This is a genomic window from Curtobacterium sp. BNK-1, from assembly GCF_048685235.1.
Classification (GTDB): domain Bacteria; phylum Pseudomonadota; class Gammaproteobacteria; order Enterobacterales; family Enterobacteriaceae; genus Pantoea; species Pantoea agglomerans.
In genome coordinates, this window is record NZ_JBLQTJ010000001.1 from 4,038,746 (window position 1) to 4,051,915 (window position 13,170).

A 13,170-nucleotide genomic window follows, 5' to 3' on the forward strand; every position below is an offset into this window, starting at 1 on the left:
CGGCAGGGTTTTTTTTTGTCTCTGATTCAGACATTCCAGTCGTTGCGGCCAAGGCCAATGTCTTTCAGCTGACTGTCACTCAGCTTCGACAGGATGACGCGCGTCTCACGCCTCAGCTGCCAGCGTTTATAACTGCGCCAAAGATAGCGAACCAACTGGTAAGGCGTGCCTGTAAACGGTTTAGCTGCGCGATTCTCGTCGTATCCCATGATAGTGCCCTCAGTGAATTGTCTGAGGACTATTCTCAGCGGATCGCTCTGTATGATACAGACGCAAAAATCACCTTTCTTTAACATACAGATTGCGGTAATGGCGATCTGAATGGTAAAAAAGAGGCATAACTGTACCGGTTAATGCTCAGCTACTGAGTCAGAGGAAATACAATGACGCGATATGAACATCTGGCCACGCTGCTGGCTCAGCGTATCGAACAAGGTTTATATCGCAGTGGTGAGCGCCTGCCCTCGGTACGCAGTCTGAGTGCCGAACATGGCGTCAGTATCAGCACCGTGCAGCAGGCTTATCATCTGCTGGAAGAGAAGCAGATGATTACGCCGCAGTCGCGCTCTGGCTATTTTGTGGCCTCGCGTAAGGCGACGCCCCCGATGCCTGCGCTGACCCGTCCCGCACAGCGGCCGGTTGAGGTAACGCAGTGGGATGCGGTGCTGGAGCTGATTAACAGCCGTCTGGAAGATGATGTGTTGCAGCTGGGAAGCGGTATGCCCGATCTGACCCAACCGACGCTTAAGCCGCTGTGGAAAGCCTTCAGCCGACAGGCTCAGAAGCAGGACATCGCGCTGCTCAATTATGACAACCTCTATGGTGTTCTCGCACTGCGGCAACAGGTTGCACGACTGGCGATAGATAGCGGTTGCCAGCTCACCGCCGATGACATTGTTATTACCACCGGCTGCCATGAAGCCTTATCGGTAGCCGTGCGTGCGGTCTGCGAGCCGGGCGATATCATTGCCGTTGAGTCGCCTTCGTTTCACGGGATCATGCAAACCCTGCGCGGCTTTGGCATTCGTGCCATTGAGATCCCGACTGATGCGGTAACCGGCATCAGCCTGGAAGCGCTGGAACTGGCGTTTGATCAATGGCCGATTAAAGCAGTCGTTGTTGTACCGAACTGTAATAATCCGCTGGGATTTATCATGCCTGAGCCGCGTAAGCGGGCATTGCTTGCCCTGGCGCAGCGGTTTGACGCGGCGGTCATTGAAGATGATGTTTATGGTGAGTTAGCCTGGGAATATCCGCGCCCAGCGACCATTAAAGCGCTGGATCTCGATGGCCGGGTTCTGCTGTGCAGCTCCTTTTCCAAAACGCTGGCGCCAGGTTTGCGTGTCGGCTGGGTTGCACCCGGCCGCTATCGCGACCGTGTACTGCACATGAAATATATCGTCACAGGTTCCACCGCCACACAGCCTCAGCATGCGGTCTCCGAGTTTATCCGCCAGGGCCATTATCAGCCCCATCTGCGCCGGATGCGGCAAATCTATCATCGTAACTATGAAACCTTTAGCTGCTGGGTGCGCCACTACTTTCCCTGCGGCATCTGCGTTTCCCGTCCTCAGGGCGGTTTTCTGATGTGGATAGAGCTCCCCGAAGCGTTTGATGCGGTCCGGCTCAACCGCGAATTGCGCGAGTCAAAAATTCAGATAGCCGTAGGCTCACTCTTTTCGGCCTCGGGTAAATACCGTAACTGTCTGCGCTTAAACTACGGGCTGCCGATCAACGAGCAGACTGAAAAGGCGCTGGCGCTGGTGGGTGCAGCCGTCGAACGCGCCATGCTCTCGTGCCAGCATGAAACGCAGATTTCAGCTTCAACTCTCGCATAGCGAAAAGAAGAAGCAGGGCCGGCAAGAGGAGGGAACCGGCCCTGGTCAGATAACCTTAACCTGACGGAGGCCACGTTAAGGTTTTGGATCAGAGCACGCCAGCGGCAACTTACGCTTTTGCGCACCGCTTTCCCGGCAGAAACGCTGGCGTTACTGGTTTTGCAGCCGCTATGCGGGACAGCTTCCACAAATCCTTATTGGTGAAGCTCTGCCAGCGCCAGCAAAGTACGTGTTGCTTCACGCCAGTCATCTGCCTGGGTAATCGCACTCACCACCGCAATACTCCCTACGCCGGTTGCCAGCACGTCAGGTGCCCGAGCAATCGAAATACCGCCAATTGCCACGGTGGGGATATGCGTCAGGCGCGTCAGATGCCGCTTCAGCTGCTCAATGCCCTGCGGCGCAGAAGGCATCTCTTTGGTCTGCGTCGGGAAAATATGTCCAAGCGCGATGTAAGAGGGCTGGATTGCCAGTGCGCGGTCCAGTTCAGCATCGTCATGGGTGGAGAGCCCCAGACGCAATCCTGCCTGATGAATCCTGGCAAGATCGGCGACATCGAGATCCTCCTGACCCAGATGCACGCCATAAGCCTGATGCTTTATCGCCAGCTGCCAGTAGTCATTGATAAACAGGCGCGCGTCATAGCGTTTACCCATTGCAATCGCCTGAGCGATGGCGGGCTCGGCGACCTCATCGGGCTGATCTTTGATGCGCAGCTGCAGTGTACGAACGCCCATCTTCAGCAGGCGCTCAATCCAGTCGGGGCTATCAACCACCGGATAAAGCCCCAGGCGCGGGGCGGTAGCGGGAAATGCGGGCATCGTTACTCCTCCTTAATGGCATCGGCGGGATGATAAAGCTCACCGCCGCGCCGACGAAAACGGTCTGACATTTGCGCCATGCCCACTTCAACGGGCTCGGCGTGCGTATCCTGACGTGCTGCGAACTCGCGCACCTCCTGGGAAATTTTCATCGAGCAGAACTTAGGGCCACACATCGAGCAGAAATGGGCCACTTTGCCCGACTCTTGCGGCAGGGTTTCATCATGCATTGCCCGTGCCGTATGGGGATCCAGCGCCAGATTAAACTGATCTTCCCAGCGGAACTCAAAGCGCGCTTTGGACATGGCGTTATCACGGATCTGCGCACCCGGATGGCCTTTCGCCAGATCGGCGGCATGCGCCGCGATTTTGTAGGTGATCAACCCCTGCTTCACATCCTCTTTGTTCGGCAGACCCAGATGCTCTTTGGGCGTGACGTAACACAACATTGCGCAACCAAACCAGCCAATCATGGCAGCACCGATACCGGAGGTGAAATGGTCATAGCCGGGCGCGATGTCGGTGGTCAGCGGGCCAAGGGTGTAGAAGGGGGCTTCATCGCACAGGTCGAGCTGTTCGGTCATGTTGCGGCGGATCATATGCATCGGGACGTGCCCCGGGCCTTCAATCATGACCTGAACGTCATATTCCCAGGCAATACGGGTCAGTTCGCCCAGGGTACGCAGTTCGGCAAACTGCGCCTCATCGTTGGCATCCTGAATGGAACCCGGACGAAGGCCATCGCCCAGCGACAGGGAGACATCATAGGCGGCGCAGATTTCACAAATCTCCCGGAAGTGCTGATACAGGAAGCTCTCCTGATGATGCGACAGGCACCATTTCGCCATGATAGATCCACCCCGCGATACAATTCCGGTCAGACGTTTCGCCGTCATCGGGACATAACGCAGCAGCACGCCAGCGTGGATAGTGAAGTAATCGACACCCTGTTCCGCCTGCTCAAGCAGCGTATCGCGGAATATTTCCCAGTTCAGCGCCTCGGCCACGCCATTCACTTTTTCCAGCGCCTGATAAATCGGCACTGTACCGATTGGCACCGGGCTGTTTCGCAAAATCCATTCGCGCGTTTCATGAATATAACGACCGGTAGAGAGATCCATCACCGTATCGGCACCCCAGCGAGTCGACCAGACCAGTTTTTCCACCTCTTCCTCAATAGAAGAGGTCACCGCCGAGTTACCGATGTTGGCATTGACCTTAACCAGAAAGTTGCGGCCAATGATCATCGGCTCCGATTCAGGGTGATTGATATTGGCAGGGATGATGGCACGTCCGGCAGCGACCTCCTGACGCACAAACTCGGGCGTGATACTGGCTGGCAGATGCGCGCCAAAACTGTGGCCAGGATGCTGTTGCAGCAATACCTCACTGCGGATTCGCTCACGGCCCATGTTTTCCCGCAGTGCGATAAATTCCATCTCCGGGGTGATGATCCCCTGGCGGGCATAGTGCAATTGCGTGACGCAGCAGCCTGCGCGGGCACGGCGCGGTGTCGGCAGTTGATCGAAACGCAGATGATCCAGCCCCTCGTCAGCCAGCCGCTGCTGGGTATAGCCTGAGCTGTTCTGTTCGAGAAGTTCGCTGTCGTCGCGTTCAGCAATCCAGCGGGCGCGCAGCTTTTCCAGGCCCCGATGAACATCGATCTGTGCCGCGGGATCGCCATAGGCACCCGCCGTGTCATAGACCGGTACCGCTTCGTTCTGCTCATAGAGAGGCTGTTCTTTGCTGCCGCCGATGTGAGTCGGGCTTAGCACGATTTCACGCATGGGAACGCGAATATCCTCGCGGCTGCCGGTAATCCAGATGCGGCGGGACTGGGGAAATGCACTGCCGCTTTGCAGGGAATCAATAAATTCCTGCGCCAGGGCACGCTGTTCACGACGGGTTGTTTTTTGGTCAGACATAGCAATCTTCCTGTTAAGGGGGAACGATGCTTGTCCGGAGTTCGGAAGGAGTAACCGTATAGACAGCATAAGCATGCTGGCATACAGAGAATATTTACTCTTGTTCCCTTCGCAGGTTCTAACCTGATCAGGTTCCGCGGATCCCGAATTAACGGTCTCAGCCCAACTGGGCACTCCGACAAGAAGCGGTTTTTACGCGGGTGTCTGATAACAGAGCCAGGTGTAAAAACCTTATATTTCAAAGCAAAAATCAAAAAGGTTCTTTGGAGCACTCTCCTCAGAACCTGTTCAGCATAAAAGGGCTACGGGATAATCTCAACCCCTTTGCCGGAGATGATGATTAAGCCGGACGCGCGATATGGCTGTCATTGGCAACCGGCGGGGGGACAAGCTGGTTATCCCATGCCAGCTGGATCAGCTTATCTTCCAGCGTAAAGCGTGCTTCCAGCACTTCACCCACTTCGGAAAGTGCCTGCTGGAAGGTCATGCAGTTTTCGTCGTCGATCGCCTGCTGCAGGTGGCCGTCATACAGCTGCATCAGACGCTCAGTATTGGCTTCCAGCGGTGGATAGATCTGTGCGGCGGCAATCATCGGGCTGTCGCCACTCATTTCACTGATCACGCGTTCATAGATACTGAAGTGACCCGCAGAAAGATAATCGACCAGACCGTGACAGAAGTTGTCCAGAGCCTGCTCATCAAGACGCGTCAGCGCCTCTTTGTTTGGTTTAAGTCCGACCAGGTGATAATAGGTCACCAGTAGCTGACGACGGGCTTCAAGCCACGAATCGACCAGTTCATTACTGCCACCTACGCGTTCAGCCAGGACGTCTAACTGGTTAAGCATATCTAACTCCATGTGAGTTATAGTTGTTTATCTACACACTTAACATCAGGACTTCAGCGTGCGAGTTGACGCTAAGGATGACGAAATAAATGCAATGCGAAATCTCAAGCGTAGACGCTGGATGGTGGATTGTCAGCCATGAACAGAAACTTTGGTTACCACAAGGTGATTTACCCCACGGAAACGCCGAAAAATTTGGTTTGACCGGCAGTAAAGCCCGGACCATCGGTGAGTGGCAGGGCGAAAAAGTCTGGCTGATTTGTGAGCCGCGTTCTGCCGATATGTTCTCAGTACGACAGCTGATCGATCAGGATGTGGCGCTGTTTCAGCTGGTGGGTCGCGGTGTGCAACTGGCGGAATTCTACCGTTCTCATCGCTGGTGCGGCTATTGCGGCCATGAAATGCACCAAAGCAAACATGAATTTGCCTGTCTCTGCAGCCATTGCCGCGAGCGTTACTATCCGCAGATCGCACCCTGCATCATTGTGGCTATCCGTCGCGGTGATGAAATCCTGCTGGCGAATCATGCCCGCCATCGCAACAAGGTCTACACCGTGCTGGCAGGTTTTGTGGAGGTGGGCGAGACGCTGGAGCAGGCCGTTGCCCGCGAAGTGATGGAAGAGAGCAATATCCGCGTCAAAAACGTCCGTTACGTTACCTCCCAGCCGTGGCCCTTCCCGCAATCGCTGATGACAGCCTTTATGGCGGAGTATGACAGCGGCGATCTGCAGCACGACGGTAAAGAGCTGCTGGATGCGGCCTGGTTCCGTTTTGATGAGCTGCCGTTGCTGCCACCGCCAGGCACCGTGGCACGCCGCCTGATTGAAGATACCGTCGCTCTGTGCCGCACCGAAGTGTGAAAGTGCTACACTACACGCCTGTTATTGAGAGAGTGTTGAGATGAGTGAACTGAAGAACGATCGTTATTTGCGTGCCCTGTTACGTCAGCCGGTTGATGTCACGCCGGTCTGGATGATGCGACAAGCCGGGCGCTATTTGCCGGAGTACAAAGCGACACGCGCCCAGGCGGGTGACTTTATGTCGCTGTGTAAAAACGCCGAGCTGGCCTGTGAAGTTACCCTGCAGCCGCTGCGCCGTTATCCGCTGGATGCCGCCATCCTCTTCAGTGACATCCTGACCATTCCGGATGCGATGGGACTGGGTCTCTACTTTGAAACCGGCGAAGGCCCGCGTTTCTCAAACCCTGTGACCTGTCGCGCTGACGTTGAGCGTTTACCGGTGCCCGATCCCGAAATGGAGCTGGGCTATGTGATGAATGCTGTCCGTACCATCCGTAAGAACCTGAACGGCGATCTGCCGCTGATTGGCTTCTCCGGCAGTCCGTGGACGCTGGCCACCTATATGGTGGAAGGCGGGAGCAGCAAGGCGTTTACCAAAATTAAGAAGATGATGTATGCCGATCCCGCTACGCTCCACGCGATGCTGGATAAGCTGGCCGACAGCGTCATCCTCTATCTCAATGCTCAGATCCGCGCCGGTGCGCAGTCCGTTATGGTATTTGATACCTGGGGCGGCGTGCTGACCGGTCGTGATTACCGCGAATTCTCACTCCATTACATGCACAAAATTGTCGATGGTCTGCTGCGTGAAAACGACGGCCGCCGCGTGCCGGTGACGCTCTTCACCAAAGGCGGCGGACAGTGGCTGGAAGCGATGGCCGCCACCGGTTGTGACGCGCTGGGTCTCGACTGGACCACCGATATTGATGACGCACGCCGTCGCGTGGGCGACAAAGTCGCCCTGCAGGGCAACATGGATCCTTCTATGCTCTATGCGGCACCTGAGCGCATCGAACAGGAAGTGGCTGGGATCCTGGAGCGCTTTGGCTCGGGCACCGGGCATGTCTTTAATCTGGGTCATGGTATTCATCTGGATGTGCCACCGGAAAATGCGGGCGTCTTTGTTGAGGCGGTACACCGTTTATCACGTCCCTGGCATCAGGAGTAATCATGGATATTGCCGCACTTCGCGCTGAGCAGTTACAACGCGCCGCTGATGTGGTGCGTGAAGATGATTTTGATGTGCTGCCACCCCGCTTTATCGGCGGGGCGGACGTTGGATTTGAGCAGGAAGGCACTATCACCCGGGCGGCGATGGTGATACTGGAGTATCCCTCCTTAAAGCTGGTGGAGCATCGCATCGCACGCGTTGAGACCACCATGCCTTATATTCCGGGCTTTCTCTCATTCCGTGAATATCCAGCGCTGATGGCCGCCTGGCAGATGCTGGAGCAAAAGCCGGACCTGCTGTTTGTGGATGGACACGGTATTTCGCATCCACGACGACTTGGCGTCGCGTCACATTTTGGCCTGCTGGTCGATGTGCCCACCATTGGTGTCGCGAAAAGTCGCCTGTGTGGCCGTTTTGCCGATCTGGATGCGCAGCCTGGCAGTCGTCAGCCACTGATCGACAAAGGCGAGCAGATAGGCTGGGTATGGCGCAGCAAGCTGCGGTGTAATCCGCTGTTTGTCGCCACCGGCCATCGTGTCAGCCTGGATACCGCGCTGCAGTGGGTCGAAAACTGTACGCGTGGTTACCGGCTGCCGGAACCGACCCGCTGGGCCGACGCGGTTGCCTCGAACCGAACCGCTTTCCAGCGCTGGCAAAACGCGCTTTAACACTGTTTGTGCTGCGGTTTTGCAGTTACACTGCGGCCAGCGAAACGAATAAGAGCCACCTTTATGTTACAAAATCCCGTTCATCTGCGTCTGGCGAAGCTGGAAAGCTGGCAGCACCTTACTTTTATGGCCTGCCTGTGCGAGCGCATGTATCCCAACTATCGCGCGTTCTGCGAGCAGACTGAATTTGCCGATCCGGCACTCTATCGCCGTATTCTTGATCTGATCTGGGAAAACCTGACGGTCAAAGATGCGAAGATTAACTTCGACAGCCAGCTGGAAAAGCTCGAAGCCGCCATTCCGGATGGTGATGCGTTTGAGGTTTACGGCGTTTATCCGGCTATCGATGCCTGTGTGGCATTAAGCGAAGTCGTACATGCGCAGCTGAGCGGTGAAACTCTTGAGCATGCAATTGAAGTCAGCGAGACCTCAATTACCACTATCGCCATGCTGGAAATGACCCAGGCTGGACGCGAAATGACCGACGAAGAGCTGCGTGAAAACCCGGCTATCATCGATGAGTGGGACCTTCAGTGGGAGATTTTCCGCCTGCTGGCGGAGTGTGAAGAGCGCGACCTTGAATTGATTAAAGGTCTGCGATCTGACCTGCGTGAAGCGGGAATTAGCAACATCGGTATAAATTTCCAGCAGTAAGGCGATAAAACGTGACTTCAGGCCCGAATTAGCGCGCCTGGAGGCTTCACATTGGCCCCCTGTCTGGTCTACATTTGGGGGGCTGAAAATTGTGGCTATCGGTGCGTGCAGGCAGAAGAGTGCCAGAATATGGCTTTTCCCTCGCACTCGTTGCTTAGCAAGCGATAAATACACTTTAAGGATAACTTATGAACAAGACTCAACTGATTGATGTGATCGCAGAAAAAGCTGACCTGTCTAAAACCCAGGCAAAGGCAGCGCTGGAATCTACTCTGGCTGCGATCACTGAGTCTCTGAAAGATGGTGATGCTGTACAACTGGTTGGTTTTGGTACTTTTAAAGTGAACCACCGCGCTGAGCGTACCGGTCGTAACCCGCAGACTGGCAAAGAGATCAAAATCGCTGCAGCAAATGTACCGGCATTCGTGTCTGGTAAAGCGCTGAAAGACGCCGTTAAGTAAGACGTCGCACTGCGGTTAAGCTTTAAAACAGGGGGCGTTTCGCCCCTTTTGTTTAAGAGGCCAGCCATCATGACCCCGCTGTTTCAGCGTTTATCTGTTCTGTTTCTCTCCCTGTTTCTTTTCGGTTGCAGCTCTACTCCGGATATTCCCCCCTTTTCTGCCAGTGGCTATCTTGCCGATCGTGGTGTTGTTCGTATCTGGCGTAAAAACAGCGACCACCAGTCGGTCCATATCCGCACCTTCTATACGCCGTTCAGTGGCGGTGAGGGTGAAGTGACGGATTATGTCTGGCTGGAAGAGTCGTTGATCAGCATCCAGCGTCAGGTGAAGGGCAACCAGCCTGATGATGTGACCCTGCGCTTTGACCAGGCTGGCGGTCTTAACTTTATGCAGCGCCAGCTTTCAGGCCGGCGTGAAGCGGTCAGCCCGGATGCGGTTGAGCTCTATAAGTTTGATGCCGAGCGGATGCGTAACCTCAGCGATGCGCTATTAAGTGGTCAGGTGTTCCTCAGACAGGGACACTGGCTGGGAAACAATGTGCTGGAGAGTTGCGAAGGCCAGCAGGTCAGACCCGCTTTTGACGCCGACGCTCTGCAGATGCTGACACAGCAGCAACGCCGCGCATCGGCACCGCTGATGGTGTCATGGCTGGAAGCGCCGGAAGGAATACAGCTATTGCGGGTCAGTCAGCAGGATGACTGCTCACAGCAGCCGACAGAAGAAGATATGTGAATTGAAAAGGGGGCACCTGGTGCCCCCTGAACTTATTTGCGATTAATGGCGCGGTAGCCGATATCGCGGCGACAGAAGCTGCCCTGCCATGAGATTGGCTGTGTCAGCTCATAAGCCCGCTTTTGTGCCGCGGCCACATCGTCGCCCAGCGCGGTTACGCACAACACGCGGCCACCGTTTGTCAGCACCAGGTCCTCTTCCAGCCGTGTTCCGGCGTGGAATACCTTGCCGTCAGCCACTTCTTCGAGTGGCAGACCGTGAATCTGATCGCCCTGAGTGTAGTCACCCGGATAACCGCCTGCCGCCAGCACCACACCCAGCGCAGGGCGGGGATCCCATTGTGACGTTTTCTGATCCAGTTTACCGTCACAGGCGGCCAGGCAAAGATCGACCAGATCCGACTGCAGACGCAGCATGATCGGCTGAGTCTCCGGATCGCCGAAGCGGCAGTTGAATTCGATCACTTTCGGCTGCCCGGTGTGATCTATCATCAGGCCGGCATAGAGAAAACCGGTATAGACGTTGCCTTCAGCCGCCATGCCGCGCACGGTCGGCCAGATAACCTGATCCATAACGCGCTGGTGGATCTCATCGGTGACAACCGGAGCCGGAGAGTAGGCACCCATTCCGCCGGTGTTCGGACCGGTATCGCCATCGCCCACGCGTTTGTGATCCTGGCTGGTGGCCATGGGCAGCACATGCTCGCCGTCCACCATCACGATGAAGCTGGCTTCTTCGCCATCCAGAAACTCTTCAATCACAATGCGGTGTCCGGCATCGCCAAAGGCGTTTCCGGCCAGCATATCCTGAACCGCATCCTCAGCTTCCTGCAGCGTCATCGCCACAATCACGCCTTTACCTGCGGCCAGGCCGTCGGCTTTGATGACGATAGGGGCGCCTTTCTCACGCAGATACGCGAGAGCGGGCTCAACCTCGGTGAAGTTCTGGTATTCCGCACTCGGGATCTGATGACGCGCCAGGAAATCCTTGGTGAAAGCTTTAGAGCCTTCCAGCTGCGCAGCGGCCTGAGTCGGACCAAAGATAGCCAGCCCGGCCTCACGGAAGGCATCCACGATGCCAATCACCAGCGGCGCTTCGGGGCCGACAATCGTCAGATCGATCTTTTCACGCCGGGCAAACTCAAGCAGGGCAGGGACATCAGTTGCACTAATCGCGACATTCTGCAGCGCAGGCTCTAATGCGGTGCCCGCGTTACCCGGTGCCACAAACACGGTTTCCGCCAGCGGCGACTGGACAGCTTTCCAGGCCAGAGCATGTTCACGTCCGCCATTGCCGATTACTAAAATTTTCATCTGTTTCTCTCCAGAACGATTAATGGCGGAAGTGACGCATGTCGGTGAAGATCATGGCAATGCCGTGCTCATCAGCCGCCGCAATCACCTCTTCATCGCGGATGGAGCCGCCAGGCTGGATGACGCAGCTCACGCCTGACGCGGCTGCCGCATCAATACCATCACGGAACGGGAAGAAGGCATCCGACGCCATGGCTGATCCTTTTACTTCCAGCCCTTCATCGGCTGCTTTAATGCCGGCAATCTTAGCGGAATAGACACGGCTCATCTGTCCGGCACCGATACCGATGGTCATGTTGTCGCGTGCATAAACAATGGCGTTAGACTTAACGAACTTCGCTACTTTCCAGCAGAACAGCGCATCACGCAGTTCCTGTTCGGTTGGCTGACGTTTACTGACGACGCGCAGCTGGCTGGCATCGACCATGCCGAGATCGCGATCCTGTACCAGCAGACCCCCGTTGACACGTTTGAAATCCAGTGCGGCAGTACGGTTTTGCCATTGGCCGCAGATCAGGACACGGACATTCTGCTTCGCGGTGGTAATTTTCAGCGCAGCCTCGGAAACCGCTGGCGCGATAATCACCTCAACAAACTGGCGGCTGATAATGGCCTGCGCAGTTGCTTCATCCAGCTCGCGGTTAAAGGCGATTATGCCGCCAAATGCGGAGGTCGGATCGGTCTGGTAAGCACGCTCATAGGCTGCCAGCAGAGAGTCACCGGTCGCTACGCCACAAGGGTTCGCATGTTTGACGATGACGCAGGCGGGTTCACTGAACTCTTTTACGCACTCCAGTGCAGCATCCGTGTCAGCAATGTTGTTATAGGAGAGCGCTTTGCCCTGAACCTGCCGGGCAGTCGCCACTGAAGCTTCAGTGATATTCTCTTCTATATAGAAGGCAGCATCCTGATGGCTGTTTTCACCGTAGCGCATATCCTGCTTCTTAATGAAGTTCAGATTCAGGGTACGCGGGAAACGGCCGGCGGGCTGATTACGATCACCGTGATAGGCGGGCACCAGGCTGCCAAAGTAGTTAGCGATCATGCTGTCATACGCGGCAGTGTGTTCAAACGCTTTGATCGCCAGATCGAAACGGGTCTCAAGCGTCAGACCATTTTCATGGGCATCCATTTCGGCAATGATCGCATCGTAGTCGCCGCTGCTGACCACGATTGCCACATCTTTATGGTTCTTGGCAGCAGAGCGCACCATGGTCGGGCCACCGATGTCGATATTTTCCACTGCATCTTCCAGTGAACATCCTTCACGGGCGACGGTCTGTGCAAAGGGATAGAGGTTAACGACCACCATGTCGATTGGGCTGATGTCGTGCTGCGCCATAATGGCATCATCCTGGCCGCGACGACCTAAAATGCCGCCATGCACTTTCGGATGCAGGGTTTTGACGCGTCCATCCATCATTTCCGGGAAACCGGTGTAGTCAGAGACTTCTGTGACAGCCAGACCCGCATCCGCCAGCAGGCGAGCTGTTCCGCCTGTGGAGAGCAGTTCGACACCGCGACTTGAGAGCGCCTGAGCAAATTCGAGGATACCGGCTTTGTCAGAGACACTGAGCAATGCGCGGCGTACAGGACGAGTTTGTTGCATGGTGGTTTATCCCTTGGCTTTGTTTCGCGTATATAAGAGCGTTACATCAGGCTTTACAGCGGTTTTCTCTTCTCTATACAGGAAGAAAAAATCAAAAACCTCAGGTAACGCCCCGAAAAGGGGTGTCCGGAACTTCGCCCGGCATTGTAGCGAAAACGTTTGCGTGATGCTCGCCTAAATTTATCTGGCCCGACTAATGTGGATAACATTGTGTGTAACTGCGTATAACAGCCGCTTTTGCTGTGGAATGCAGCGAACGCTCTTTTTTATGCAATTTATGGGTTGCGCCTCTCAGACAACTCCCTATAATGCGCATCCATCAACACGGCAC

General features: G+C 55.6%; 13 protein-coding genes and 1 riboswitch. Of the genes, 7 read left to right on the forward strand and 6 right to left on the reverse strand.

Annotated features, from left to right (window positions below; genetic code table 11):
* Nucleotides 1-26: 26 nt before the first annotated feature.
* Nucleotides 27-209 carry a DUF1127 domain-containing protein gene (locus ACMGGP_RS19025; protein WP_010261051.1) on the reverse strand — a complete coding sequence of 61 codons (183 nt, stop codon included), beginning with the start codon at nucleotides 207-209 and terminating at the stop codon, nucleotides 27-29.
* A gap of 174 nt (nucleotides 210-383) precedes the next feature.
* Here ACMGGP_RS19025 and ACMGGP_RS19030 point away from each other — a divergent pair, with 174 nt between their 5' ends.
* On the forward strand, nucleotides 384-1,838 hold the full coding sequence (locus tag ACMGGP_RS19030) for an aminotransferase-like domain-containing protein (RefSeq protein WP_010672226.1): 1,455 nt from the start codon (nucleotides 384-386) through the stop codon (nucleotides 1,836-1,838).
* Between the two features lie 194 nt (nucleotides 1,839-2,032).
* Here the strand turns inward: ACMGGP_RS19030 and thiE are convergent, their stop codons facing one another.
* From thiE to ACMGGP_RS19045, 3 genes are all read right to left on the reverse strand, one after another.
* The gene (thiE, locus tag ACMGGP_RS19035; RefSeq protein WP_045140883.1) at nucleotides 2,033-2,659 is read right to left on the reverse strand and encodes a thiamine phosphate synthase; all 627 of its coding nucleotides are present in this window, start codon (nucleotides 2,657-2,659) and stop codon (nucleotides 2,033-2,035) included.
* A 2-nt stretch (nucleotides 2,660-2,661) separates the two neighbouring features.
* Nucleotides 2,662-4,584 (reverse strand): phosphomethylpyrimidine synthase ThiC, encoded by a 1,923-nt coding sequence (thiC, locus tag ACMGGP_RS19040; protein WP_498798705.1) that lies wholly within the window; start codon nucleotides 4,582-4,584, stop codon nucleotides 2,662-2,664.
* An 87-nt stretch (nucleotides 4,585-4,671) separates the two neighbouring features.
* A riboswitch (TPP riboswitch) is annotated at nucleotides 4,672-4,772 on the reverse strand.
* Nucleotides 4,773-4,924: 152 nt separating this feature from the next.
* A complete protein-coding gene (locus ACMGGP_RS19045) occupies nucleotides 4,925-5,431 on the reverse strand; it encodes an Rsd/AlgQ family anti-sigma factor (protein WP_010261059.1) in 507 nt (168 codons plus the stop codon).
* Between the two features lie 89 nt (nucleotides 5,432-5,520).
* Between ACMGGP_RS19045 and nudC the strand changes: the two genes are divergently transcribed.
* The 6 genes from nudC (at nucleotide 5,521) to ACMGGP_RS19075 (ending at nucleotide 9,917) form a co-directional block, all read left to right on the forward strand.
* The gene (nudC, locus tag ACMGGP_RS19050; RefSeq protein WP_064691050.1) at nucleotides 5,521-6,291 is read left to right on the forward strand and encodes an NAD(+) diphosphatase; all 771 of its coding nucleotides are present in this window, start codon (nucleotides 5,521-5,523) and stop codon (nucleotides 6,289-6,291) included.
* A 40-nt stretch (nucleotides 6,292-6,331) separates the two neighbouring features.
* Nucleotides 6,332-7,399 (forward strand): uroporphyrinogen decarboxylase, encoded by a 1,068-nt coding sequence (gene hemE / locus ACMGGP_RS19055; RefSeq protein WP_010672222.1) that lies wholly within the window; start codon nucleotides 6,332-6,334, stop codon nucleotides 7,397-7,399.
* A gap of 2 nt (nucleotides 7,400-7,401) precedes the next feature.
* Complete coding sequence (gene nfi, locus ACMGGP_RS19060) at nucleotides 7,402-8,070, forward strand: deoxyribonuclease V (protein ID WP_010261068.1); 669 nt, start codon at nucleotides 7,402-7,404, stop codon at nucleotides 8,068-8,070.
* A gap of 63 nt (nucleotides 8,071-8,133) precedes the next feature.
* Nucleotides 8,134-8,724, forward strand: coding sequence for a YjaG family protein (locus ACMGGP_RS19065; protein ID WP_010261070.1), 591 nt, complete (start codon nucleotides 8,134-8,136; stop codon nucleotides 8,722-8,724).
* A 188-nt stretch (nucleotides 8,725-8,912) separates the two neighbouring features.
* On the forward strand, nucleotides 8,913-9,185 hold the full coding sequence (hupA, locus tag ACMGGP_RS19070) for a nucleoid-associated protein HU-alpha (RefSeq protein ID WP_003850136.1): 273 nt from the start codon (nucleotides 8,913-8,915) through the stop codon (nucleotides 9,183-9,185).
* A gap of 69 nt (nucleotides 9,186-9,254) precedes the next feature.
* A complete protein-coding gene (locus ACMGGP_RS19075) occupies nucleotides 9,255-9,917 on the forward strand; it encodes a DUF1481 domain-containing protein (RefSeq protein ID WP_010261073.1) in 663 nt (220 codons plus the stop codon).
* A 32-nt stretch (nucleotides 9,918-9,949) separates the two neighbouring features.
* On the opposite strand, the gene purD is transcribed toward ACMGGP_RS19075, so the two are convergent.
* Together purD and purH are read right to left on the reverse strand one after the other, a co-directional pair.
* Nucleotides 9,950-11,230 (reverse strand): phosphoribosylamine--glycine ligase, encoded by a 1,281-nt coding sequence (purD, locus tag ACMGGP_RS19080; RefSeq protein ID WP_022624879.1) that lies wholly within the window; start codon nucleotides 11,228-11,230, stop codon nucleotides 9,950-9,952.
* Between the two features lie 19 nt (nucleotides 11,231-11,249).
* Nucleotides 11,250-12,839, reverse strand: a complete 1,590-nt coding sequence (gene purH / locus ACMGGP_RS19085) for a bifunctional phosphoribosylaminoimidazolecarboxamide formyltransferase/IMP cyclohydrolase (protein ID WP_498798706.1) — start codon at nucleotides 12,837-12,839, stop codon at nucleotides 11,250-11,252.
* Nucleotides 12,840-13,170 lie beyond the last annotated feature (331 nt).